Raw genomic sequence first — 25,118 nt, 5'->3', positions numbered from 1 at the left:
CCGAAGGATACTAAAGTGGCGCACATTGTCACTGGCTGATGCCAATGATCACTCTAGACTCAAATAAGCTACCCGCAGAACAACTTGCAGTCAGAACAATAACCACAGAGATCGCAGTCGTGGAAAACATCAGACGTTTCAACAGCTTCGCTGAGTTTTACCCGTATTACCTCAGCGAACACAGCAACAGTACCTGCCGACGATTGCACTTTATTGGCACGACGCTGGTTATTTGCATTCTGGCGCTGACCATCGGCAAAGGTGCCTGGTCGATGCTGCTGGCCATTCCGCTGGCGGGCTACAGCTTCGCCTGGGTCGGGCATTTCTTCTTTGAAAAGAATCGTCCTGCAACCTTTCAACATCCGTTTTACAGCTTGCTCGGCGATTTTGTGATGTTTCGCGACATGATTCTGGGCCGCGTACCGTTCTAGGCGCAGCCGCTATAGAAAAGCAAAGAGAGACTAGCCGATGAATGCCAATGCCCGCTTCACCCACATGCAGGACGGCACGCAGGAAGACTGGGCGATCATCGCCGCCGACTTCAGTGCCTACGCGAGGCAATTACCACAACGGATCATGGCGCACCTGAAACTGCTGGAGGGTGATTTTGGCGGGTTCCCGGTGGATCGCCTGACCCACTCCCTGCAAACCGCCAGCCGCGCCTGGCGCGATGGCCGCGACGAAGAGTACGTGGTGTGCGCCCTGCTTCACGACATCGGTGACACGTTGGGCTCCTACAACCACCCGGACATCGCGGCGGCGATCCTCAAGCCATTTGTCAGCGCCGAGAATGTGTGGATGGTGGAGAAACACGGGATTTTCCAGGGGTACTACTTTTTCCATCACTTGGGGATGGACCGGCATTTACGCGAGCAATTCAGCGGGCATCCGCAGTATCAGGCGACCATCGAGTTTTGCGCGAAGTATGATGCGGCGGCGTTTGATCCCGAGTATGAAACGTTACCGCTGAGCTTCTTCGAGCCGATGATGGAGCGGTTGTTTGCTCATCCGAAGAACTCGATTTACAGGGCGGCGATGCAAGAACACGCGCCGGCCTGACAGATTTGCGGTGTCAGGACTGGCCTCATCGCGGGCAAGCCTCGCTCCTACAGGCTTGCGCTGGCCCTGTAGGAGCGAGGCTTGCCCGCGAAGGCGTCTGACCTGACTACGCCGGTTCGGCGACTTTGATGGCCTTCAACTCCGCCTCCCGCGCCTGGGCATCCGCCAACCGGTACAACTCGATCGAGCCATCCCAATGCTCGATCAGCGCCGTACACGACTCCACCCAATCCCCGCAATTGAGGTAATCCACCTCGCCCACCTTGCGAATCTCGGCATGGTGAATGTGCCCGCACACCACGCCGTGCAATTCGCGTTTGACGCATTCGTGGGCGATGGCTTCTTCGAAGTCGCTGATGAAGCTGACCGCGGTTTTCACTTTGTGCTTGAGGTACGCCGACAGCGACCAGTAGCCGTAGCCATACCGGGCGCGCCAATGGTTGAGCCAGCGGTTGAGGGTCAGGGTGAACTCGTAGGCCGAGTCGCCGAGGAACGCCAGCCAGCGGTGATAGCGGGTAATCACGTCAAACTGGTCGCCGTGGATCACCAGCAAATGACGGCCGTCGGCGGTCACGTGCACGGCTTCATCCACCAACTGGATGTTGCCCAGAATCAGCTTCGAGTAACGGCGCAGGAATTCGTCGTGGTTGCCGGTGACATAAATCACCTCGGTGCCGCGCTTGCTCATGGTCAACAGACGGCGGATCACATTGGTGTGCGCCTGGGGCCAGTACATGCCGCCGCGCAGCTTCCAGCCATCGATGATGTCGCCGACCAGGTAGATCTTGTCCGCGTGGTAGCCCTTGAGAAACTGCGACAAGTGCTCGGCCTGGCAATCCCGGGTGCCCAGATGCACATCGGAAATCCACAAGGTCCGCACACGTTGCTTACGACTGGGTTTGGCGAGCTCGGCGCTGGTCATGGGCAACCCTCTGCGATTGTTTGCGCAAGCTTGCGCCGGTCGGGTTAATTGCCCATGACAGGGACAAGTCAGTCCTGTGACAACGCACATGAGTGCCCGCGGTGTAGACTGGCAGCCTTAATCGGGAGACCTGCGATGAGACCGATCCTCACGCTGCGCCAATACACTCACGACCTGATCGTCCACAGCCACGACCACGCGCAACTGGTGTTCGGGTTGTCGGGTGCGCTGGATTTCGAGGTCGACGGGCATGGCAGCCAGGTGGTTCAGCAGAGTTTCGTGGTCGTCCCGTCCGGCTTCCATCATGCGTGCGGCAGCGCCAATGGCAGCCGCTGCCTGGTGCTGGACGTGCCGAGCGATCAATGGGTGGTTCAGTCCCTTGGCGAGCATGCCGATGCCAGCCGCCGCTTGCTCGACAACGCCGGGCGCCTGCCGCTGGATGCCGGGCAAAGCCAATTGGTCAGTTGGTTGGCGGGCAGTCAGGTCAGCGACCCGCTGATCGCGCAACAAGGCGCGGTACTGTTGCTGGCCAGCCTCAACAACGCCAAAAGCGAAGGGGTGGGCGGTCGGCGTCTGCCGTACGCCGCATTGAATGCGCACATCGATCAATACGCGGCCTATCCGTTGCAAGTGGCCGATCTGGCGCGCATTGCCGGGCTGTCCAGTGCTCGGCTGCATGCGCGATTTGTCGCTGAATGCGGGCAGACGCCGATGGACTACATCCGCAGCCGTCGCTTGCACATGGCCGTGAGTATGTTGCGCGATTCGGCATTGCCCATCGGCGAGATTGCGAGTCGGGTCGGCTACAGCTCCCAAAGTGCATTTTCAGCGGCGGTGCTGCGGGAGTTTGGTGTCTCACCCGGCAAATTGCGGCGCGAGGCTGGCGACAAATGATGCGAGCCTGACGACAGACAGGCATACCGACAGCCCTCTAGACTGCACCTCTGTTGGTTATGTTTATCAAGGATCGCAATGACTCCCCGTACCGCCCTGGGCGCACTGCATATCGGCGCATTGATGTTTGGCCTGACCGGCGTGTTCGGCAAACTCGCCGCCGCCTCCCCCGCCGTTATCGTCTTCGGTCGTGCGGCCTTTGCCGTGCTCGCCCTGGCCCTTTTCGCACGGTTCGCCAGCCACACCCGCTGGCAAAAACTCGACGCCGTGGACTGGCGCCGATTGCTGCTCAGCGGTTTGTTGCTGGCCGGACACTGGGTGAGTTTCTTCATTGCGGTAAAGGTGGCGGGCGTGGCGATCGCGACCCTCGGTTTTGCCAGTTTCCCGGCGTTCACCGTGATCCTGGAAGGGTTGATCTTCCGCGAGCGGATTCGCGCCAACGAGATCCTGCTGGTGGTGCTGGTGAGTGTCGGGCTGGTGCTGGTCACGCCAGACTTCGATCTGGCCAGCGGCGCCACCACCGGCCTGTTGTGGGCGGTAGGTTCTGGCCTGCTGTTCGCGTTGCTGTCGCTGACCAACCGCGCCAGTTCCGGGAGAATTCCGCCGGTACAGGCTGCGCTGTGTCAGAACGTAGTGGTCGCGTTGTGTTTGCTGCCGGTGGCGGCACCGCAACTGAGCGAAGTACGCACCATTGACTGGCTGTGGATCGGCCTGCTGGGAATATTCTGTACCGGCGTTGCTCACAGTCTGTTCGTCGCCAGCCTCGCGGTGATCAAGGCACGAACCGCCGCCGTGGTGTTTGCGCTGGAGCCGGTGTACGGCATCACCATGGCGTGGTTGCTGTTCAATGAAAACCCAACGCTGCGCATGCTGATCGGCGGCGCGTTGATCATCGTCGCGATTGTCGTGTCCAGCAGGCTCTCCGGCGGTTCAAGCAAGAAAGCGGTTGCTGCCGAAGCCGCGTCTCACTGAGTGCGGTCGTTGTGGCCCAGGTCGCGGTCCGGATCAATCTGATCGCGGACCCGCTGCTTGAGCACCTTGGCCTCCGGAAAACCGCCGTCAGCCTTGCGCTCCCAGATCTGCACATCGTTACAGAAAATGTGAAACACGCCACCGGTGCCCGGCACCAGCGACACCTTGCCCAAATCGTCGCCAAAGGTACTGAGCAGTTCTTGCGCCAACCACGCCGCACGCAACAGCCATTGGCATTGCGTGCAGTAAGTGATGACGATTTCCGGTTTATGCGCGGTCATGACGGGCGAAACTCCTGAGCCAAGGGGCACCGCCATGATAGAGCGTCAGCGGATACCGGCCAACAACGTCCGTGCAGTCTGTTTGAGTGGCTCATCACCGTCCTTGAGCAACTCGTTCAGCAGTTCGATGGCGCTGTCCAGATCGCCGTCATCGATGCAGGTCTGAGCCTGTTCCAGTTTGCCTGCGTTGGTCGGTTCCACCGGTTTCGGTCCCAGCGGTACAAGCTCAAGCGACTGACTTGCATCGGCGAATTCGTTGAGAAAATCGTCGTCCAGAGACTGTGAGTCCGGTTCGGCGATCCATTCCAGCTCGGGCTCGCCCAGGGTCGGTTCTTCGGGTTTGGGCGATTCGTCCGAGGGTTTAGGGTTTTCGAATGGACTGACCAGGTCCCAACTCGAATCCATCGACAGGTCCTCCAGGTTCAACTGGAACTCATCGCCCGGCGCTGCTTCGGATTTTACCGGTGTCGTGATAACGCTGGTCACCGCCTCGGGCACCGCGCTGTTCACCTTCGGGTAGCGGGCACGGATTTCCTGAAGTTGCCGGGAATCGAACCCGGTGTCTCGCAAGCTGCTCTCCTGCACATCATAGGCTGGCACATCCCCTTGTTTACCGAGGACTTCCAACAGTTGCACCGCCAGATCCGTGCGCTGTGGTTCCTTGACCAGGGCTTCTCGCAACAATGCCGCCGCTTCGGAAAAACGCCCATACGTCAGGTAAATGCCCACACCCTCCAGCACATCGCCAGACGGCGTCTCTTCGTGATGGACAGGGACGGCCCTCACAGTTGGCGCTACGGTTCGATCAAGCACCGGTTCATGCCGCGACGGTAAAACCGGGAGATCTTCGGGCAATGCCTGAATCTGCTGTCGTTGCCGACGAACAATCAGCCCCATCAACAGCAACAGCAACGCCAGCAACCCGATAATCAGCGGCCAGTTGAACGCCTCGGGCTCTTGTGCCACGACCGGGGCCGGCACCACTGCTTGCGGCGTGACCGGCGGTGCTTGCTGGACCTCCGCCAGGCGGGTTTGCAATTCGGTGATCTGTTTTTTTTGGCCGGCGATCTGTTCGTCTTGAGCCTGCAGCTTCGCATTCAACTCATCGACGTTTTTTTGCAGTTGCTGATTTTGCTGCACGCTGGCAGCCAGCTGTTCTGCGACAGGATCAATCACCGGTACAGCGGCCGGTGGCTCAACCTTCGCCTGGGCGGTTTTCTTCGCTACGGGTGGAGGCGCAACGGCAGGTGTAACGCTCGGGAATGGAGAGTTCGGTGAACTGGCGGCGGGTTCGTCAGTGACCGGAGTAATGCCCGGCGTTCCCGGAGGATCGATCAGCACGGTGTACTCGCGCAGCACACGGCCGTTCGGCTGGTTCAGTTGCACAAGAAAATTCAGGAAGGGTTCGTTGACCGCTTTGTTGGAGCTCACCCGGATCAGGCTGCGATTGCCCCGCAGGATCGGTGTGAACTTCAGGTCATTGAGAAAGAAAAGCCGTTCGACACCGGCACGGCTGAACTCGTCTGCCGTCGCCAGGCTGACCGACAACTCGCCCTCCTCCAGACCGGCGGCATCCACCAGGGCGATGTCGGCACGCAACGGTTGATTGAGCGCCGAATGCAGGGTGATTTCACCCAGGCCCAGTGCAGGCGCCAATGCCGAGTAGCTGACAAACCCACCGGCCAGCAGCAGCCTGGCGCAACACCGCAATACAACGTGCCAACTCTCAAGCATGAGCATCCCTTAGATAACCAGAACCAACCAGTGCGTGTTCGCACATCCGTTACGAACACGATATTGCCTGGTAGTTCTTTATAGTCTGCCCAACGGGGTATCTCAAAAAGCCGGCGCTTGCTTATGCCTCAAGATTTTTCCAGGTTGGCCAGTATGTGCCCGTGGACTCGCATACAGACCTTCAAATCCGCCTCATCGACGCCGTCGAACAGCTCGTGGCGCAGTTGAGTGGCAATGGTTTCAATTTGTTCGATCAGGGGAAGGGCCGGTGCACAGAGGACGATTTTTTTTGCCCGGCGATCTTCGAGCACTGCCTGGCGCTGAACCAGGCCCTGGCTTTCCAGGCTGTCGAGCAGTCGTGCCAGGGTAGGCCCTTCGACGCCGACGCTTTGCGCCAATTCACGTTGGGTCGGGGCGTCGTCAAAACGCGCGAGGTGCAGCAGCACCAGCCAGCGCGCCTGAGACAAACCCAGGCCGGCCAGACGGCGGTCCAGTTCGGCACGCCAGCCGCGGGACATCTGGGCCAGTTGCATGCCAAAGCGGTGTTGATCGGTTAACGGCATAAAACACTCATGGTTAGACTGAAATAGAGAAAAACTAATTATTAGTCAGCTAAGCATGACCCTTGGCTTGAGGCAAGGTTTGCTCTGTACTGAATCGTTACATCAATACAACCGTTTCAGGATTTGAGCGTCAGATCTCGAATTCCGATTGCAGTGCGGCACGTACGCAGTACAAAACACCTTCCGGCACACGACCGGCGAACAGCGCAGCAATCTCCGCCACCGGCGGCAACTCACCCTCGCCGTCGAGGAACGCGTCCTGCACTTCCCCCATCAAGTCTTCGGGCAGATCAAGCGCCTGTTCCAGCGACAACTGCTGCTTGCCAATGGCCTCGGCGAGCATGGTGTAGACATTCTTTTCCGAACATTGCAGCTGACCGGCGATTTGCAGCGGCGTCATGCCGGCCCGCGCGAGCGTTATCAATTCGTGGCGCACGTCGGCCACCACTTTTGGTGCCTCGACCTGACCGCCGAGGACTTCGAGGAAGGCCTCGCCGTAACGCTCCAGTTTGCGCGCACCGACACCGCTGACCGTGGCCATTTCCGACAGCGAGGTCGGCTGGCTGCGGAGCATTTCCAGCAAGGTCGAGTCGGGGAAGATGACGTACGGCGGCACCCCATGCTCCTCGGCGAGCTTGCGGCGCAAGGCGCGCAAGGCTTCCCACTGTTCGCGCTCTTCGCCGCGAACCAGTTGGCTCGCCTGGCTCTTGCTGCTTTTCGCCGTGGTTTGCGGCTTGAGGTCGCGACGCAGTTCCAGGGTCACTTCACCCTTGAGCAGCGGTCGGCAGGTGTCACTCAGGCGCAGGCCGCCATAGCCTTCGAGATCGATGTCGGCCAGACCGCGAGCCACCAATTGGCGAAACAGGGAGCGCCACTCACTCTCGCCCATCGCCTTGCCGACACCGTAAACCGACAGGTGCTGATGGCCAAAGCTGCGGACCTTTTCGTTGTCCTTGCCCAGCAACACATCCACCAGATGCCCAACGCCGTAACGCTGGCCGGTGCGATAAATCGCCGAGAGCGCCTGGCGGGCCGGTTCGGTAGCGTCCCAGGTCTGCACGCCGTCAACGCAGTTGTCGCAGTGACCGCAGGGCTCGGGCATGTCTTCGTCGAAGTAGGCCAGCAAGGTTTGACGACGGCAGCGGGTTTCTTCGCAGAGCGAGAGCATGGCATCAAGCTTGTGATGCTCCAGACGCTTGTGGCGCTCGTCACCTTCGGAGTTCTGCAACATCTGCTTGAGCATCACCACGTCTTGCAGGCCGTAAGCCATCCAGGCATCCGCCGGCAGACCGTCACGGCCGCCGCGACCGGTTTCCTGGTAGTAAGCCTCAAGGGATTTCGGCAAATCGAGGTGAGCAACAAAACGTACGTTGGGTTTGTCGATGCCCATGCCGAACGCCACGGTGGCAACCATGATCAGGCCTTCCTCGTTGAGGAAGCGCTTCTGGTGCAGCGCTCGTGTTTCGTTAGGCAGGCCGGCGTGGTACGGCAGCGCCGGGAAACCCTGTTCACTGAGGAACACCGCCACTTCGTCGACTTTCTTGCGTGACAGGCAATAGACAATGCCAGCATCGCTGCGCCGCTCCGCGAGGAACGCCAACAACTGTTTGCGCGGCTGCTCCTTGGGCACGATGCGGTAAAAAATGTTCGGGCGGTCGAAACTGGAAAGGAAGCGCTCGGCATCCTGCAGGTGCAAACGATCGACGATTTCTTCGCGAGTACGCTTGTCCGCCGTCGCGGTCAGGGCGATGCGTGGAACATTGGGAAACAGTTCCGCCAACTGGCCCAGTTGCAGATACTCACGGCGGAAGTCGTGGCCCCATTGGGACACGCAGTGGGCTTCGTCGATGGCGAACAGGGCAATTTCAAGGCTTTGCAGGAAGGCCAGCATGCGTGGCTGGACCAGACGTTCCGGCGCGAGGTAGAGCATCTTCACTTCACCGCGCTTGATCCGCGCAGCGAGATCGCGCTGCTGCTCGGCGCTCAGCGTGGAGTTCAACGCAGCGGCAGCGACGCCCAATTCTTCGAGGGTCGCGACCTGGTCGTCCATCAACGCGATCAGCGGCGACACCACCACCGCCAGTCCTTCGCGCAGCAGCGCCGGCACCTGGAAGCACAGGGATTTACCGCCACCGGTAGGCATCAGCACCAGGGCGTCGCCGCCACTGGCCACGCGCTCAATGATTGCACCCTGACGGCCACGGAAACTGTCGTAGCCGAAGATGTCCTTGAGGACGCGTTGAGCCTGTTCGAGCATAAAAACTCCAAAAATCACCGAAACATCCCTGCAAGGCTGGTTCAGAACCACGCGGGCTGCACTGACAAATCGTAAGTGCGCATTGCATGACGCTTCACATTTCAGCCGCGACGCCAGCAGGGCATCACAAAGCGCGGGAGTATACCCGAGGGCTTCCTTGCAAAGGGCGCCGCTTAGAAGAGGATGTTGTGTACATATCCGTTTCTGCGGTAACGGCTGCTATTGGTTTCGCCCTTACGGCGAGTTACTTGGAAAAGCGCCAAGTAACCAAGCGCTCTTGCCCCTTTCGTTCGGTGGCTCGCTAATGCTCGCCATGCCCTCGCTCCGGTCCTGCTCCGTGGGCCCGCCGCCATCGGCCATCCCTGGCCGGGGGCGGCTAACCCGGCATCCATGCCGGGTTGCCCACTGCGCAGAACCTCCACTCGGCCTCTCGAGGGGGCGACTACCGCCACAGCCGCCGAGGCGGCCTGAAAGCCGACCTGGCTCTTTGGTGGGCCGCGTTGTCCTTCTTGGCTGCGCTCACTCATTCCGAATCTGTACACCGCCTCCCTGTAGGAGCCGGCTTGCTGGCGATGGACGTCAACGATAACGCGGGCTGTCTGAATGAGCGCGTTGTCCGGTCGTTTTTCGCGGGCAAGCCTCGCTCCTACAGGGAATCGCGTGTGCTTTTGATTTCCACCACTCATCAGGCCGAGCGTTAGCTCGCCTTCCGCTTTTGATCTGAGCGCCCCCTCGAGAGGCCGAGTGGAGGTTCTGCGCAGTGGGCAACCCGGCATGGATGCCGGGTTAGCCGCCCCCGGCCAGGGATGGCCGATGGCGGCGGGCCCACGGAGCAGGACCGGAGCGAGGGCATGCCGAGCCTTAGCGAGGCACCGAACGAAAGGGGCAAGAGCCCTTGGTTACTTGGGGCTCTTCCAAGTGACTCGCCGTAAGGGCGAAACCGATAGCAGCCATCACCACAGAAACGGATATGTACACCATCAAAATCCTCGCCGACAGACACACAGCATTCGCGAGCAGGCTCGCTCCCACAAGGATTGCGGTGTTCCGTGAGGTCACTGAGCGCAAATATGCCGCGCGGCTGGCCTGAGTGCTCAAGAAGGCCTAGAATTCCCGCATCTGTTAATTCCCAAGGTAGCCCTTTAATGTCCTTCGCTGAGCAACTAACCCGCCTGCAAGTCTTCCTCGACGCCGATGAACTGCATGACGAGGCGCTGGACTACGTGGCCGCCCACGGCTACCTCACCGCGCTGTCGATCTGTTCCGAAAGCGTTCCCGACCGTGAATGGATCGACGCCCTCTTCGCCGAAGAGCCGCATTACGCCGACGACACCGAGCGTGAAGCCATCGAATCCACCCTGCTGGCCCTCAAGGCTCACATCGCCCGCCAACTGGCGTCCGATGAAGAGTTCGAGCTGCCGTGCGAACTGGACCTTGGCGAAGATCCGGACGATTCCGATCTGCGCGGCTGGTGCATCGGTTTCATGGAAGGCGTGTTCCTGCGCGAAGCGGCCTGGTTCGAAACCGCCGAAGACGAAGTCAGCGAAATGCTGCTGCCGATCATGGTCGGTTCGGGTCTGTTCGACGAGCAGCCCGAGTTCTCCGACATCGCAGCCGACGCCAACCTGATGGACGATATGATCGTGCAGATCCCGGAAGCACTGACCGCGCTGTACCTGCTGTGCAACGCGCCAGACGAAAAACCGGCGATCCTCAAGCCACGTCACCACTAAGGTTTTGCCTATGGACAACCCCATAGGCAACCGCTCCCTGATGTTGCGTTACGGGCTGCTGGCCATCGGCTGGCTGAGCGTAGCGCTGGGGGTGATCGGGATTTTCCTTCCGGTATTGCCCACCACGCCTTTCCTGCTGCTGGCGGCCGCCTGCTTCGCCCGCAGTTCGCCGCGTTTTTACAACTGGCTGGTGGAGCATCCACGGCTGGGTCCGTGGATTCGCGACTACCTCGACGGCAACGGCATTCCGCTCAAGGGCAAGGTCTACGCCATCGGCCTGATGTGGGCGAGTATTCTGTTGTCCTGCTACCTGGTGCCCCTGCCGTGGGCACGCGGGTTCATGCTGACCAGTGCGGTGCTGGTGACGGTATATATTCTTCGGCAAAAAACACTCTGAAAATCCAGGCCATTGCGATGTGATGCTGGCCGTCACTCCAACCGCTTATCGGAAACCCTCCCACAACTGTTATTTCTGACAGTAGTCAATGCTGATGCTTCACGCATTAAATCAATCCGGCACTCACACCAGGACCGGAGTCCATCACCATGACAGCCAGACAACCGAACGTCCCGTCGGGCACTGCGCCCGAGGAAACAGATTTGACATTGAGTATCACAGCCGTCTGGGACTCCGAAGGGGTCCTTGTAGGTCAAAACCGCGAGACCTCCGACACCTTCTTCAAGGTCGGTGGAACCGCTGAGCCGAACAAGCCGATTCTGGTACGGGACGGCTTCAGTGTATTGGCACCCGCCCAAAGCGACGTGGACGGCATTTGGAAGACCGAGTTGTTCGAAGTCAGGGAAGTCAAACGCTACAGCCTGACGGCCTTGGGTGATTACGGCAGTAAGCCCGTTTCTACCCCCCCTCGAAACTTCACCGTGGTCGCCGACGCCCCCATCATCGAGTCCCTGAAAGATGAGGAGGGAACGATTGATGAAGGCGCAACGACCTACTACCGATTGGTGAACGTCACAGGTAAAGCCCTCCCGAATCAGAGAGTTCAGGCGTTCAATGGCAGCACACCACTTGAAGAGGCGCCGGTTAGTCCAGGTGGCGATTACACACTTGAACTCAAGAATCTGCTGGTAGGCACCTCCTACACCATCACCGTCAAGGCACTCTACGGCGAAGGTAAAACATCCGAACCACGAAGCTTCGCCGTTGCAGCTGACATCGGCTTGTCTCTCGATGCTGTCGGTGACTCGGACGGCAATCCTGTCAACGAAGGTGACACTACCTCCGACCAAAACCTCACCGTCGTGGGCAAGTGCAGGCCAGGCAAGAATGTTCAACTCCTCGACCACGACGACCCAGAAGGATTTCCGCCGGCGACCGCCAAGGGTAACGGAGAGTGGGAAATCAAAATCAAACTGGACCCTGGCGACTACGAACTGAAAGTCCAAAAACTATACGGTGACGGGGAGGTAACCCCTACGCCCAGAACCTTTACCGTTAAAGGAGCGGATCTTGTAACGCTGGACACCGTGACTGACCCCCATGGAAAAACCGTCGATGACGGCGGTTTCACCTATGAGAGCAACCTGATTGTCAGAGGCGAAGGCGAAGCAGGCGAGTACGTCGAGATCTTCAACGGCGACGACTCTTTAGGTGAGGGGCAAATCGGAGCTGACGGCTACGAAGTCCCCATCGGCCCGCTGCCACTCGATAATTATCGCCTTGTTGCCAAGGCAAAATACCCCGATGGCGGTGAGTCTGGCCCGTACTCGTTTGAGGTCAGAAAATCCATCGCACCACGCGAAACCCAAGTGCATGATGCCAAAGATGAAATCGTCGATAACGGTCACACCACCTCCAGTTATGTAAGAGTCGGCGGCAAAACCGAACCGCTATCGTCGGTCAACCTCAAGGTCAACGGGACCGTCGACCCGAAAGCAGAGTTGGCCAACGAGGATGGAAATTGGGCGACACTTCTCACCGGTTTAGAAGTAGGCAGAACCTATGTGGTCAGTGGCGTTGCTTCCGACGATCATAACGCCGAATCGAATAAAGTAAGGTTCATGCGCGTTTCGGCGAACGGCTCTACCGACAGCTAGCAAAGTCCGTTGCCGGCAGTGCAAAAAAAACCGCTAATTAGCGGTTTTTTTGTCCCTCACATTTTAAAACCGATAGTCCACACCAACGGTGAAGGCCATTGGCTGTTCGATGTTTTTACCCTTGGCATAATCGACGCCGACATCAAAACGCAACTTCTCGGAAAACGAAGCGGTCAACCCGATACCGGCTTCAATACCGGAACCCGCAAGGTTGGTATTGATCGAGTTTCCATTGACCCGCACGTTGTTATCGTTCGATGCAAATTCATGGACCACCGCCACTCGCCCGTATGGACGCAACTGAGTGTCGCCCAGGTTGATGCTTCGACCCGCCATGACGCCGAGCTTTGTGCGCAACGAATGCGTGTCGTCACCTTCAGCGTTCATGCCATTGTCCAAGTAATAGTTTTCTCCCTGGATGATTGCAGCGGAGACCTGAACAGAAGGTTTGGCAAACCAGCCATCCCCCAGATCAATTTGGCGCCCCCCTTCTACCATCGCACTCACAGCCGAGTTGTTGTAATCGCCTTCGGCACGTTTGCCATCGCTCATACCGACTTTGGACTCGTTACGGAAATGGTTGAACTTCAGGGCGCCATCAACGAAGTAGCCATTGTCCTGATTCAGCCAGCCGAAATAGGGACCGAAGTAGTAGCTGTCAACCGTGGCCGAAGTGCCGCCGCTGAGATTCAGATCGGACTGGCTGTAACCTGCCAGCATACCGACAGTCCAGGGACTGTCGCCCAGTCGGGTATCGGCGCCCAGAGTGAAACCCTGTTGCTCTTGACGATAACCCACACCCATCGAACCGTCGTCAACGTTCCACTTGTTGCCATAAGCTCGTACCCACAGGCCATGGCGTTTGTCATCCGCCTGCAACTCGCCCATGCGGTTTTCCAGCGACTTCAACTCGCCATAGGACACGGTAAGGGCTGTCTGAAACAATGCCGCTACCGATTGAGCACCGGAACTGAGCCGGGTGGTAGGGTTCAGGTAATACTCCGCTTCGCCGGAGGCATTGGTTCTTTCAGCTAAATCGTATTGCCATGTCCCCACATCGACCCGGCCACCCAACAGCGCGAAATCTGCCTGGTTATTGCCGATCTGCACCAGCGTCAATTGTCGAGGAGACGTCGCGTCCTTGCCCGAAGCGTTGACGGCCAATTCATAGCTGCCAGTGGCCGCACCGGCTTTCAGCAAGTCACTTTCACCGGTCTGGAAGTTGCCCTGCATGGCAATGATGCCGCTGCCATTGAGCGTACCCACCTCAAGTTGACGATTCGCACGTGGCACGCCAAGCGCACCGAAATTAACCGTGCTGTCGCTCAACGTCAGGGTGCCGATGCGGTCATCGCCAACCATGGTCAGGCTCGAACCGCTGTTAAGGCTGAGGTTGCTGTTGTTCAGGCGTCCGGTGAACGATGAGCGATTGTTCAAGGTGACATTGGCCGTCGAGCCGTTCTCGCGCAGGATATCGCCTACCATCGAAGCGCTATTGAAGGTGAGATTGACGGTGCTATTGCCAGTCACTTACACATTGTCTTGCAAGGTGCTGTTCGCAACCCGCATGTTCGCCGTCGAGGCGCCTTCTACTTCGAGTACATTGCCGTTTCCGCCAATCAGCGTGGAGTTGTTCAACACCTCGATGGTGGCGTTGATGCCCTGCTCCACAACAATGGCCGCTCCATTGCGCCCTTCAGCTGTCGAGTTATCCAGCACCAATGTGTTAGCGCCGACGCCGGCAGGGTCCCTGTCCATTATCACGCCAGCCCTGTCACCGCTAATACGAGAACCGGCCGATGCGAGCACTTCACCGCCGCGCACGTTCAAGCCAACACTGCCGACGTCGGTTCCCGTCAAGCTCGTATTGAACAGGGTAAGAGTGCTGAAGCCTGTCACCCTGGCGCCGAGTTCACCGCCATGGAACTCACTGTTTGTGGCAGAAACAACCGAACCTTGTAGCGAGTTGTTGACCCGATTGACCACCAGGCCGTCTGTATCGCTGAAAACCTTGGTGGACTTGATGGTCGCACTGCTGTTGGTAATCGATATACCTTCAATGCCAGTGTCGGCATTAATGGTCCCGCCGTCGATGTTTAGCGTAGATCCGGTTTCGACAAAGATACTCTTGGTGGTACTACCTGCCACATTCAAAGTGCTGTTGTTGCGCACCAGATAATCAGTAACGGGGGTTCCCGTATCGATATCCTTAATGTTGCCGTTATCGATAATATCAGCAGCAAATAGCGACGAGTTTACGAAAAAAAATGCTGGCAGCATTGCCAGTTTCTTGAATGAGCCTGTGCCTGCGGCTGTACGCGGCCTGATATTTTTAAAAGTCATGTTCGTGCGTCCTGTTCGTCAGTTCGTCAACCTCATCGAATTGCGGGTGACGTCGAGAGGTGCGCACGATACCGGCTCGTCTTACAGAAAAATGTAGGATTAATCTCTCTGAGCATGAGGAAATCACCCCGCGTCAAACCAGAGAGCTCAATAAAATAAAACTAAAAACACGCCGTAAAAAAAGGAGGCGCATAAAGCGCCTCCACTTCAGTTACTCCAACGGAGGGACAACACATGACCCGCCTTCACCCTCCCTCATATGCACCTGAACCAAATGCCTATCGGATTTTGTTGGAACCCCCCCTAGCGTCACAGTATATTCAACTGCACCGTAGGCACTGCCAGTCTGATCGAAGACAGCGAATGGGAAATTGATATAGGCGCCATCGATGGACTCCCGCTCACTGATTTTGTAATTAACCTTGTCGGTTACACCAACGATTGGAGTAATACCAGCGGCATCTGAATACGCCTGATAAACAAGCTCGATATCTTGATCCGCCAGTTGAGCATCCGGTGGAATAAAGACAATAATTGCCAATCCACCGCCCGAAACTCTGCGAACGGAATTACAGTTAAGATAACCAAAGTCCTCATCAAGATGCTGGAATACCGGATCAGACACATCAACATCATGAATTTGAACATCAACTTCTGTCGGCAGAGAAACAGCATAGCCATCCGCAACAGCATCAAAGGCGATGTAGTGAACCAGCGTATCGATATCATTGCCTGATTCATTAACTAACGCCCATGGGACCGTGAAAGTAATTTCAAAACCGGTGGCTTCGGTACCAAGAACGGTGTAACGCCCGCCTTCATTCGGCGCGGCAGATACCGGAACTTCTACGCCGTTCCAGTAAAGCTGCACTTCTTCGCCTGCTTTAGACCCAGCGTACAAAAGTACAGTGACTGTCACTGGCCCCGACGAGTCAACTTTACGTATCACATTGTCCTCAGGTGTAACGGTGCCTTTCGCCGTCACCTTAGGCAAACTTTCGTCCGGTGGCCCTGGTTCTTCAGGGTTTATGGTGCCGGGCCTTCTCAAATCTTTGTTGACAAGTGTAACGAGAGGGCCTGCATCAGGGTAGAGCTTGTTACCACGCCGAACCCGCAGCCCTACCGGGACGTCATCCTTAAAGGCAACACCGTTATAGACGTCTCTAAAATGCACGTCAGTAAAAACTGGAAAACCAGTGATCAACTTTTCCTGTTGTACCTTGCCATCCCAGGTAATTTGCATATAGTCACGACCGGACACATAACCCACATACTGTTCTTTGATGCCAACTCCCACGCCGGTAACGGTCTGCGCGTCAATCAAGCTGATGACCCCGTCGTCATCGAACAGTGGAACAAAGGCTGGTACCAACACCGGAGGATCAGTCAGAACCAAGTCAAGATGCAGACGATCCGATTGCGTCGATCGATTGCCTTTACGGTCAGTATGATCAGTCCAAAGCGCTTTAGGGATTTCCTCCGTGCCTACCATCTCTTTGGTTAAACGGAACACCGGCGCAGTAATCGGGCTTTTGAGAGTCTCTGAACCGACCAATACGGTATCGTTTATGCGTGAACCAAACCAACAGCGGATGACATCACCAATTTTGTTGGCTTGAGTCAGCGGCGCTGTCACTTCTATATATCCGTGAAGATCTAGGTATTCCTTGGTAATTTCAGTAACCGGGGCAGTCGGCTTAATGGGCGGAGGTGCTTCCCTGTCGACATTGACAGTCAATGGAGTGACTACAGCTCCGGTATTCCCCCCATGATTAATACGGTACTTTAACTCGTGCTTACCGGCTTTATCTGTCAATCCGGCAGGCAACGTCAAATTAAAAGGGAAATCAGCAGGATTAACGGGGGTTCTATAACGCTGACTTGGCTCATTCAGCACAGTCCCGTTCCACATAAGCCGAATGATCCCGTCGATGGGAGGATTAGTTTGCTGCGACTGTTCAAACTGGTCTATCTGGACCTTAAGTGGCAAACCCTGAAACTGGAAATGAAGCTGATTCACATCATCATCGACTTCATGGTTCATGAAGGCGTTATCCGAGTGTAGTCTTGGCGGAGCAGCCGGTACTGGGTTTGCTGAAAATCGCAGCTTTCGGTAAGCCAGTGCGTTTTCCTGTTCCTTCGTCAGTCGAGTCAGCTTGATGTAGTTCGACATATTATCGTTCCTTTCAGTGCCTGGGCTTTACCTGCCCTTAGGTATAACAACCCAGCGCCTGACCAACGACTGCAAGGCGCCGATAAACAACCTGCTTTGCAAACATTCGCTACAACTAAAAACCTGCAACCTCATGGTTGGATTTAAAGACAGGCCGCTAGCGCTGGCTACTGTCAGAAATCACAGGTTTTGCTACCGCCGGTCGGACATTTCCCTAAACAACGCACAACAAAAAACCCGCCATCCCTTACACAGGGATGGCGGGTTTTGTTGTTTAAGGTTTCAGGTCACACGGTATCCACCTTCAACGAGTGGTCATTCAGCATGCCGTTGATGATGGTCGCCGTATCCGCTCCGGCAATCACCCCACCCGCGCCCGGTGTCACACCGTAATGGCTGGCCAGGTCCACACCGGCCAAGTCGATAGTCTGGTTTGGCGCAGCACCCGCCATGCCGCTGACGTCGATGCTGGTGACCAGTGAATCGCCGCTGCCGGTGACTTTGAAGTGCAGGTAGTCATCCAGCGACGCCGCCGTGCCGTTCTCCCCTTGCAACAGTTGCGACAGGTCGAGTTTGTCGGTGCCTGGCGTGAAGTCGGTGACCACGTCGTGGCCGCTGTTGCCTTTGAGCCACAGGAAGGAGTCGGCACCGGCACCACCGGTGAGGGTGTTGTTGCCGAGGCCGCCGATGAGCACGTCATCGCCGCCGCCACCGTTGAGCACGTCGTTGCCGAGGCCGCCGGTGATGATGTTGTTGTGGCTGTCGCCGGTCAGTTTGTCATCGAAGCTGGAACCGGTGAGGTTTTCGATGGCGGTCAGGGTATCGGTGCCGGCACCCACGGTGTTTTGCGCGCCGAGCAGGCTCAGATCCACTTTGACCCCGGCGGTGGCGTGGGCGTAGCTCGCGGTGTCGATACCGGTGCCGCCGTCGAGCAGGTCGTTGCCCGCGCCGCTGTAGAGCAAGTCATTGCCGGCGCCACCGTGCAGCTCGTTGTTGCCTGCACCGGCAGTGAGCACATCGTTGCCGTCGCCGGCGTTGATCACGTTGTTGCCGGTGCCCGCCACCAGCATGTCGTCACCCGTTGTGCCGGTGAGGGTGTGACCGTCCTGATAGCTGATGGTCACCGCTGTGCTGTCGTCGACGGCGTAGGCGCCGTGATAGTCCGGGGTGGTGTTGTGGGCGCCGGAGTAGTCGACGGTCATGGTCAGTTGATAATTTTCCGTGCCCTTGCCGTTGCCATGCCCGCCGTCATCGATGTTGATGATATGGATCTGGTAGGTGCCGTCTACTGCGGCGGTGATGGTCTGGCCATCGCCGATGCCGATGAACGAGCCGCCGTTGACCGAGTACTCCATGGTGACGTGACCGCCCGCCAGGTTGTGATCGAGGTTCAGGGTTTCACCCTGTTTGAGGGTGACGGTGATGTGGTCCTCGTCATTGGTGTTGCCGTTGCCGTTGCCGTTGCCGTTGTTGTTGTTGTTGTTGTTGTTGTTGTTGTTTTTGACTTCGCCCAACGCTCCGCTGACCACCAGCACCGCGGTCATGGCTGCGGTGTTGGCGACGAATGCGCTGCGCGCGATGGTCACCGATTGAGCGTTGTTGCCGGTGAAGCTGTAGCTCTGGTTGCTGCCGGTAAAGTCCGCACCTTTGACAATCCAGCCAGTGTTGAAGGTGGTTGGCGATACGGTCAGCGGGTTGGAGTTGGCATCGATGTCGTTGGCCAGCAGCACGTCGCCCGGCACCGTGACGTTGCCCGACAGGACGTTGGTGATGATGGCGACGCCATTGTCGCTGACTGCGTTGATGCAGCCGTTGCTGACGTCGATGGTGATGGTCGTGGTGCTTTCGTCGCCGTCGTTATCACGCAGGGTGTAGGTGAACACGTCGGTCGCACCTGGGCCGTTCACGGCATTCGGGGTGCTGTGGTATTCGACGTTGCCCTGGGCGTCAAGGGTCAGGTAACCGTAGGTGCCGTTGATGTGAGTGTTGAGCCCGCCGTTGACCGGGGTCGAAGTATCCGAGCCGGCGCGCACGCCGACCACGCCACCGCCGAGCAAGGGTCCATCGGAGCCGGCGACGTCATTCCACAGCACGTTGCCACTGACGGTGCCGCCCTCCACCACCGACGTTGCCTCTGGGTTGGCGTTCGGCGTGTCATCGACGATGTTGACGTTGATCTGCCCGTTCGCAGTGCTGCCGTTGACATCTTTGGCCGCCACGTCGAAGTGCTCGGAGATGCTGTCGGCACCACCGGCATTCGGGTGGTCGCTGTCGTAACGCAACGTGTAGCTGTAACTCACCACACCGGTGGCCGGGTTGTAACCGGTGATGGTGAAGATCGCACCGGTATCGGTCTCGCTCGATTGCGGGAAACCTGCCGCCACGCCCGCCGTAACCACGGCGATGCCGCCCACGGTGAGGGTCAGTAGGCCATCCGGCGCGTTGACGTTGAAGGTGCCGGTCTGGGTCAGCGCCGGGGCATCCGGGTCGGTGCCGTAGGTGAGGTTTTTTTCGTAGACGGTCAGTTCACCGCCATACGCGTCGAGGCCGCTGAGGGTCACCGGGCTGATGCAGCCGTTGCTGACGTCGATGGTGATGGTCGTGGTGCTTTCGTCACCGTCGTCATCGCGCAGGGTATAGGTGAACACGTCGGTCGCACCGGGGCCGTTCACGGCATTCGGGGTGCTGTGGTATTCGGCGTTGCCCTGGGCGTCCAGGGTCAGGTAACCGTAGGTTCCGTTGATGTGGGTGTTGAGGCCGCCGTTGACCGGCGTCGAGGTGTCCGAGCCGGCGCGCACGCCGACCACGCCACCGCCGAGCAAGGGGCCGTCGGCGCCGGCGACGTCATTCCACAGCACGTTGCCACTGACGGTGCCGCCCTCCACCACCGACGTTGCCTCAGGGTTGGCATTCGGCGTGTCATCGACGATGTTGACGTTGATCTGCCCGGTCGCGGTGCTGCCATTCACATCCTTGGCCGCCACGTCGAAGTGCTCGGAGATGCTGTCGGCACCACCGGGATTCGGGTGGTCGCTGTCGTAACGCAACGTGTAGCTGTAGCTCACCACGCCGGTGGCCGGGTTGTAACCGGTGATGGTGAAGATCGCGCCGGTATCGGTCTCGCTCGATTGCGGGAAACCTGCCGCCACGCCGGCAGTGACCACGGCGATACCGCCCACGGTGAGGGTCAGCAGGCCATCCGGCGCGTTGACGTTGAAGGTGCCGGTCTGGGTCAGCGCCGGGGCATCCGGGTCGGTGCCGTAAGTGAGGTTTTTTTCGTAGACGGTCAGTTCACCGTCACACACGTCGAGGCCGCTGAGGGTGACCGGGCTGATGCAGCCGTTGCTGACGTCAATGGTGATCGTCGTGGTGCTTTCGTCACCGTCGTTATCGCGCAGGGTGTAGGTGAACACGTCGGTCGCGCCCGGGCCGTTCACCCCGTTCGGGTAGCTGTGGTATTCGGCGTTGCCCTGTGCGTCCAGGGTCAGGTAACCGTAGGTGCCGTTGATATGGGTATTGAGGCCGCCGTTGACCGGAGTCGAGGTGTCCGAACCGGCGCGCACGCCGACCACGCCACCGCCGAGCAAGGGGCCATCGGCACCGGCGACGTCGTTCCACAACACGTTGCCGCTGACGGTGCCGCCCTCCACCACCGAGGTCGCGTCAGGGCTGGCGTTCGGCGTGTCATCGACAATGTTGACGTTGATCTGCCCGGTTGCGGTGCTGCCGTCGACATCCTTGGCCACCACGTCGAAGTGTTCGGAAATGCTGTCGGCACCGCCGGCATTCGGGTGGTCGCTGTCGTAACGCAACGTGTAGCTGTAGCTCACCACGCCGGTCGCCGGGTTGTAACCGGTGATGGTGAAGATGGCGCCGGTGTCGGTCTCGCTCGATTGCGGGAAACCTGCCGCCACACCCGCAGTGACCACGGCGATGCCGCCGACGGTGAGGGTTAGCAGGCCATCCGGCGCGTTGACGTTGAAGGTGCCGGTCTGGGTCAGGGCCGGTGCGTCCGGGTCGGTGCCGTAGGTGAGGTTTTTCTCGTAGACGGTCAGCTCGCCGCCCTCTACGTCGAGGCCGTTGAGGGTCACCGGGCTGTTATGGATGTTCAGCTCCAGCGTCGCAGTGCTGATGTCGCCGTCGGCATCGGTGAGGGTGTAGTTGAATTTCTCCTTCCCCTCGCCGCCATTGTGCAGCGCCTTGAAATCGGCATCGCTGATGTTCAGCGTGTAGGTGTAGGTGCCGTTGGCATTCAGTACCAGGGTGCCGTAAGTCCCGGTGAACGTGCCCGCGGTAATCGGTCCGCTGTCCGGCCCGGTCGGCACGCGGTCCGCGCCTTGCACGTCGTTGCTCAGGACGTTGCCTTCGAGGGGCAGGTGCGTTGGCGTGGCGACACCGTCGTTGCTGTCATCCATCGCTTTGGGCACGTCGTCGACGATGTTGACCTTGATCGTGCTGGTGACGGTGTTGCCCAGGGAGTCGGTGGCCTGGTAAGTGAAGCTTTCGCTCAGGGTGTTGACGCCGTTGTCCGCGTGCGGCGTGGTGCTGGCCGGTGAGGTCAGGGTGTAGGTGTAAGTGCCGTTGGGGTTGAGCAGGATCTGGCCATAGGTTCCGGTGGCGCTGCCGACCAGGGTGTAGGTGATCGCGCCCGTCGCGCCGCTGACCGAGCCGACCAGTGTGCCGCTGGCAGTTTCGCCGATATGGCCCGGCTCGCTACCGGTGACGGTGCCTGCCGCGAGGTCCTGGCCATCCTTGCTCAGGTCGAGGGCTTTTTCGTAGACGGTGACGTCGTTGTCGGTGGCTGCCGTGATGCAGCCGTTGCTGACGTCAATGGTGATCGTCGTGGTGCTTTCGTCACCGTCGTTATCGCGCAGGGTGTAGGTGAACACGTCGGTCGCGCCGGGGCCGTTCACCCCGTTCGGGTAGCTGTGATATTCCGCGTTGCCCTGGGCGTCCAGGGTCAGGTAACCGTAGGTGCCGTTGATGTGAGTGTTGAGCCCGCCGTTGACCGGGGTCGAGGTGTCCGAGCCGGCGCGCACGCCGACCACCCCACCGCCGAGCAAGGGTCCGTCGGCGCCGGCGACGTCGTTCCACAGCACGTTGCCGCTGACGGTGCCGCCCTCCACCACCGAGGTCGCGTCCGGGTTGGCGTTCGGTGTGTCATCGACGATGTTGACGTTGATCTGCCCGGTTGCGGTGCTGCCGTCGACATCCTTGGCCACCACGTCGAAGTGCTCGGAGATGCTGTCGGCACCACCGGGATTCGGGTGGTCGCTGTCGTAACGCAGCGTGTAGCTGTAACTCACCACACCGGTCGCCGGGTTGTAACCGGTGATGGTGAAGATCGCGCCGGTGTCGGTCTCGCTCGATTGCGGGAAACCTGCCGCCACGCCTGCGGTGACCACGGCGATGCCGCCCACGGTGAGGGTTTGCAGACCGTCCAGCGCGGTGACGGTGAAGGTGCCGGATTGGGTCAGCGCCGGTGCGTCCGGGTCAGTGCCGTAGGTGAGGTTTTTTTCGTAGACGGTCAGCTCGCCGCCCTCTACGTCGAGGCCATCCAGGGTGACGGGATTGTCTGGAGTATCCGGAATGTCCGGACGATCCGGGGTATCCGCCACAATCGGTGCAGCGGTCGCATTGCCGCCATTGTCCGGATCACCGGCGTCCGGATCACCGGCCAGACGCTCCCGGGGAAATTCGGGAACACCATTGAAGCCCGCAGTGGGAAAACCGACAGTCGGATCGACCCGCCCAGCCACTTCCTCCAGCAGCACAAAACTATGGCCGCCACCCAATGCACCGCCGGGCGCACCCGGTGTGCCCGGCCCCGCCGCGGTCGCTTCAGCGGTTTGGGTCGGGTCGTCGCCCGCAGCGATGGCTTTTTGCACTCGCTCGACATCTGACAGTTGAGCCTGAGTCGGCGTGGTCGCTTCAGGTGTGTTCACATGGGAGGCGTGATCCACCAGCAACTGAGGGTTCATTTGCAGGCTGCTGCCACGCCCGAGCGTCAGTTCCTGGCCATTTTGCAGGTGCACCGCCACCGCGCCTTCGGCCCCGGTGATCAGTTGATCGCCGGCAAACAGCCGGTCCCCCTCGATCAGCACACGCCGGGTACCGTCGCTCCCCTGGGCGAACACCTGACCAATGACCTTACTGACGATACCGATGAGCGTAGCCATGTGCACTTCCTCCGCTGCCGACTGCCGTCGGCATCCTGTTGTTTGCGAAGAACGTGCTCATGGGTCAAGCGGTGGCCGGCGAGCCTCTTCCGGGGAGCAGCTCGTCAACACCAAGCCACTGCCCTGGCGACTATCTCGCCAAGCGTGTCGCTCACGGGCGACGTGTCCGCTACGGAATAAAACCCTCTGCAATCAAAGGCATCGGGATCCTGTTCGGTAACACCTCGTCCAGTGAGCGATGCGTAACGGTTCTGAACCAACCAAGTGACAAAAAACCGTCACCAAGAAAACCGTTTCGCGTCCCTCCCCTCCAGCACTTCTACGCCCTAGTCGATATGTGGGTGGAACTTTCCTTTTGCCCTTTCGAGCGCCCTAACGCTCATAAATCAAGGGCTTTCGACGTGAACAATGTGCTGGATTTTGCAGAGCGCATAAGTTTTTTTTGGCATAAACCTTATGAGAAATCCTTCTTAGATTCTTCCCAGAATGTTCTTAGCTCTGTTGTAACGAGCATGAAACGGTTTCACCTATAAATGTCGTCAAATAATTGGCGACTAATAAGCACCATTAGGACTCAGGGAGATGTACCCATGCGCCGATTGAACCCCATCTGCAGTGCGATTCTATTGGCGATGGCCTGTACTTCTCAGGCTCACGCCATGTCACTGACCGAGGCGATCCAGAGCACCCTTGCGACCCACCCGGAACTGGCGTCGCGGGTGGACAGCCGTCTGTCGGCCGATGAAGACGTGAAAGTCGCCAAGGGGGGCTTTTATCCTTCCGTGGACCTGAATGCCTCGTACGGGCGCGGGTACAGCGATAACACCAACACCCGGGCCTTCGGCAATCACCACACGGAAATCCTGAATTACACCCAATCGGAACTGCGTCTGCGGCAGATGCTGTTCGATGGCTTCAACACGTCCAACGAAGTCGAACGCACCAAAGGCGTGGTTAATTCACGGGCCTATTACGCACAGGGCACCGCTCAGGATCTGGCCCTGCGTACCATCGAGGTTTACCTCGAAGTGCTCAAGCGCCGCGAACTGGTGACGCTGGCCAAGAACAACCTGCAAGCCCACCTGCGGGTCAACGACCAGATCGGCCTGCGCACCCAGCGCGGGATCGGCAGCACCGCTGACGCCGACCAGTCCGTGGCGCGTCGGGCCCTCGCGGAAAACAACCTCGACACCGCCGAAGTCGATCTTGCCGATGCCGAAGCGAATTTCTACGCCGTCACGGGGCGCATGCCCGATGAACTGGAAACGCTGCCATCGATTCGCGGCGAATTGCCGGCCACGATCCGGGATGCCCAACAGAGCATGGTCGACAACAACCCGTACCTGAAATCGGCCCAGGCGGATGTGCAATCGGCCGAGAGCCAGTACGAAGTCGCCAAGTCGCCGTTCTACCCACGCTTCGACGCTGAAGCCGCGGTGGGAGCGAATAACAACATCGCCGGTGAAGAAGGCCACGACAACGAATGGCGCGTCGGCGTCGTGATGAACTACAACCTGTTCCGCGGCGGCAGCGACAAGGCACGACTGGCCTCCGACGCGCACAAGATCAACCAGGCCATGGACATCCGCAACAATGCCCTGCGCCAACTCAACGAGAACATTCACCTGGCCTGGAACGCCATGGTCAACGCGAAAAAACAAACCCCGACTGCCCGCGAATACGCCGAAACCACCACCCGTGTACGGGCGGCGTATCAGGACCAGTTCGGCCTCGGCCAACGGACCCTGCTTGACGTGCTCGACAGCGAAAACGAACTCTACAACGCCAACCGTCGCTATACCGAAGTGCGCTACACCGAGGAATTCTCGATGTACCGCGTGCTGGCAAACATGGGCCAGTTGCTGAGCAAACAACGCGTGGTACTGCCCGCCGACGCGATTGCCCGGACCGAAGTGAAAAACGAAGCCCGTTTGCCTGAACTGAAGTAGCGTA

17 protein-coding genes are annotated in these 25,118 nt (G+C 58.9%); 8 read left to right on the top strand and 9 right to left on the bottom strand.

All coding sequences use genetic code 11. The annotated features are described in order from the left end of the window. Positions 1-119: 119 nt before the first annotated feature. Complete coding sequence (locus tag IB245_RS00395; RefSeq protein WP_008030437.1) at positions 120-431, top strand: DUF962 domain-containing protein; 312 nt, start codon at positions 120-122, stop codon at positions 429-431. Positions 432-468: 37 nt separating this feature from the next. Next, positions 469-1,059, top strand: a complete 591-nt coding sequence (locus tag IB245_RS00390; protein ID WP_008030435.1) for an HD domain-containing protein — start codon at positions 469-471, stop codon at positions 1,057-1,059. A 106-nt stretch (positions 1,060-1,165) separates the two neighbouring features. Here the strand turns inward: IB245_RS00390 and IB245_RS00385 are convergent, their stop codons facing one another. Further along, positions 1,166-1,981, bottom strand: a complete 816-nt coding sequence (locus tag IB245_RS00385) for a UDP-2,3-diacylglucosamine diphosphatase (protein WP_008030433.1) — start codon at positions 1,979-1,981, stop codon at positions 1,166-1,168. Positions 1,982-2,116: 135 nt separating this feature from the next. Here IB245_RS00385 and IB245_RS00380 point away from each other — a divergent pair, with 135 nt between their 5' ends. Further along, entirely contained in the window at positions 2,117-2,875 is a 759-nt protein-coding gene (locus IB245_RS00380) for a helix-turn-helix transcriptional regulator (RefSeq protein WP_192225994.1), read from the top strand. A 78-nt stretch (positions 2,876-2,953) separates the two neighbouring features. Beyond that, on the top strand, positions 2,954-3,847 hold the full coding sequence (locus tag IB245_RS00375; protein ID WP_008043640.1) for a DMT family transporter: 894 nt from the start codon (positions 2,954-2,956) through the stop codon (positions 3,845-3,847). Here IB245_RS00375 and IB245_RS00370 read toward each other — a convergent pair. The 4 genes from IB245_RS00370 to recQ form a co-directional block, all read right to left on the bottom strand. Then, entirely contained in the window at positions 3,841-4,128 is a 288-nt protein-coding gene (locus IB245_RS00370; protein WP_008030428.1) for a SelT/SelW/SelH family protein, read from the bottom strand. The genes IB245_RS00375 and IB245_RS00370 overlap by 7 nt on opposite strands. 45 nt (positions 4,129-4,173) lie before the next feature. After that, positions 4,174-5,862, bottom strand: a complete 1,689-nt coding sequence (locus tag IB245_RS00365; RefSeq protein WP_192225992.1) for a FimV/HubP family polar landmark protein — start codon at positions 5,860-5,862, stop codon at positions 4,174-4,176. Positions 5,863-5,990: 128 nt separating this feature from the next. Continuing rightward, positions 5,991-6,425 carry a MarR family transcriptional regulator gene (locus tag IB245_RS00360; RefSeq protein ID WP_008030423.1) on the bottom strand — a complete coding sequence of 145 codons (435 nt, stop codon included), beginning with the start codon at positions 6,423-6,425 and terminating at the stop codon, positions 5,991-5,993. A gap of 130 nt (positions 6,426-6,555) precedes the next feature. Continuing rightward, positions 6,556-8,682: a DNA helicase RecQ gene (recQ, locus tag IB245_RS00355; protein ID WP_008043638.1), complete on the bottom strand. Its 2,127-nt coding sequence runs from the start codon at positions 8,680-8,682 to the stop codon at positions 6,556-6,558. Between the two features lie 1,145 nt (positions 8,683-9,827). Here recQ and IB245_RS00350 point away from each other — a divergent pair. The 3 genes from IB245_RS00350 (at position 9,828) to IB245_RS00340 (ending at position 12,470) form a co-directional block, all read left to right on the top strand. After that, complete coding sequence (locus IB245_RS00350) at positions 9,828-10,415, top strand: YecA family protein (protein WP_008040607.1); 588 nt, start codon at positions 9,828-9,830, stop codon at positions 10,413-10,415. A gap of 10 nt (positions 10,416-10,425) precedes the next feature. Beyond that, on the top strand, positions 10,426-10,812 hold the full coding sequence (locus tag IB245_RS00345; protein ID WP_008040608.1) for a YbaN family protein: 387 nt from the start codon (positions 10,426-10,428) through the stop codon (positions 10,810-10,812). 149 nt (positions 10,813-10,961) lie between these two features. Then, positions 10,962-12,470 (top strand): hypothetical protein, encoded by a 1,509-nt coding sequence (locus tag IB245_RS00340; protein ID WP_192225990.1) that lies wholly within the window; start codon positions 10,962-10,964, stop codon positions 12,468-12,470. A gap of 63 nt (positions 12,471-12,533) precedes the next feature. Here IB245_RS00340 and IB245_RS28995 read toward each other — a convergent pair whose 3' ends face one another. The 4 genes from IB245_RS28995 to IB245_RS00325 all read right to left on the bottom strand — a co-directional run bounded on the left by IB245_RS28995 (position 12,534) and on the right by IB245_RS00325 (position 23,165). Further along, a complete protein-coding gene (locus IB245_RS28995) occupies positions 12,534-14,000 on the bottom strand; it encodes an autotransporter outer membrane beta-barrel domain-containing protein (protein WP_318652952.1) in 1,467 nt (488 codons plus the stop codon). Further along, complete coding sequence (locus IB245_RS28990) at positions 14,001-14,813, bottom strand: hypothetical protein (protein ID WP_225609760.1); 813 nt, start codon at positions 14,811-14,813, stop codon at positions 14,001-14,003. It abuts the gene before it with no gap. A gap of 211 nt (positions 14,814-15,024) precedes the next feature. Further along, complete coding sequence (locus tag IB245_RS00330; RefSeq protein WP_192225988.1) at positions 15,025-16,986, bottom strand: hypothetical protein; 1,962 nt, start codon at positions 16,984-16,986, stop codon at positions 15,025-15,027. Positions 16,987-17,273: 287 nt separating this feature from the next. Beyond that, positions 17,274-23,165, bottom strand: coding sequence for a retention module-containing protein (locus tag IB245_RS00325; RefSeq protein WP_192225986.1), 5,892 nt, complete (start codon positions 23,163-23,165; stop codon positions 17,274-17,276). Between the two features lie 590 nt (positions 23,166-23,755). Here IB245_RS00325 and IB245_RS00320 point away from each other — a divergent pair. Next, entirely contained in the window at positions 23,756-25,114 is a 1,359-nt protein-coding gene (locus IB245_RS00320; protein ID WP_008034251.1) for a TolC family outer membrane protein, read from the top strand. The last annotated feature ends 4 nt before the right edge of the window (positions 25,115-25,118 follow it).

Source organism: Pseudomonas sp. PDM02 (assembly GCF_014852285.1).
In the GTDB taxonomy this organism is placed as follows: domain Bacteria; phylum Pseudomonadota; class Gammaproteobacteria; order Pseudomonadales; family Pseudomonadaceae; genus Aquipseudomonas; species Aquipseudomonas migulae.
Note: the sequence above shows the minus strand (reverse complement) of the source record. Positions and strands in the feature narration are given on the sequence as shown.

Excerpts from the sequence above, each read along its gene's own strand:
- IB245_RS00390 (WP_008030435.1), top strand. The coding sequence starts at position 469 with ATGAATGCCAATGCCCGCTTCACCCACATGCAGGACGGCACGCAGGAA.
- IB245_RS00385 (WP_008030433.1), bottom strand. The coding sequence starts at position 1,981 with ATGACCAGCGCCGAGCTCGCCAAACCCAGTCGTAAGCAACGTGTGCGG.
- IB245_RS00380 (WP_192225994.1), top strand. The coding sequence starts at position 2,117 with ATGAGACCGATCCTCACGCTGCGCCAATACACTCACGACCTGATCGTC.
- IB245_RS00375 (WP_008043640.1), top strand. The coding sequence starts at position 2,954 with ATGACTCCCCGTACCGCCCTGGGCGCACTGCATATCGGCGCATTGATG.
- IB245_RS00370 (WP_008030428.1), bottom strand. The coding sequence starts at position 4,128 with ATGACCGCGCATAAACCGGAAATCGTCATCACTTACTGCACGCAATGC.
- IB245_RS00365 (WP_192225992.1), bottom strand. The coding sequence starts at position 5,862 with ATGCTTGAGAGTTGGCACGTTGTATTGCGGTGTTGCGCCAGGCTGCTG.
- IB245_RS00360 (WP_008030423.1), bottom strand. The coding sequence starts at position 6,425 with ATGCCGTTAACCGATCAACACCGCTTTGGCATGCAACTGGCCCAGATG.
- recQ (WP_008043638.1), bottom strand. The coding sequence starts at position 8,682 with ATGCTCGAACAGGCTCAACGCGTCCTCAAGGACATCTTCGGCTACGAC.
- IB245_RS00350 (WP_008040607.1), top strand. The coding sequence starts at position 9,828 with ATGTCCTTCGCTGAGCAACTAACCCGCCTGCAAGTCTTCCTCGACGCC.
- IB245_RS00345 (WP_008040608.1), top strand. The coding sequence starts at position 10,426 with ATGGACAACCCCATAGGCAACCGCTCCCTGATGTTGCGTTACGGGCTG.
- IB245_RS00340 (WP_192225990.1), top strand. The coding sequence starts at position 10,962 with ATGACAGCCAGACAACCGAACGTCCCGTCGGGCACTGCGCCCGAGGAA.
- IB245_RS28990 (WP_225609760.1), bottom strand. The coding sequence starts at position 14,813 with ATGACTTTTAAAAATATCAGGCCGCGTACAGCCGCAGGCACAGGCTCA.
- IB245_RS00330 (WP_192225988.1), bottom strand. The coding sequence starts at position 16,986 with ATGTCGAACTACATCAAGCTGACTCGACTGACGAAGGAACAGGAAAAC.
- IB245_RS00325 (WP_192225986.1), bottom strand. The coding sequence starts at position 23,165 with ATGGCTACGCTCATCGGTATCGTCAGTAAGGTCATTGGTCAGGTGTTC.
- IB245_RS00320 (WP_008034251.1), top strand. The coding sequence starts at position 23,756 with ATGCGCCGATTGAACCCCATCTGCAGTGCGATTCTATTGGCGATGGCC.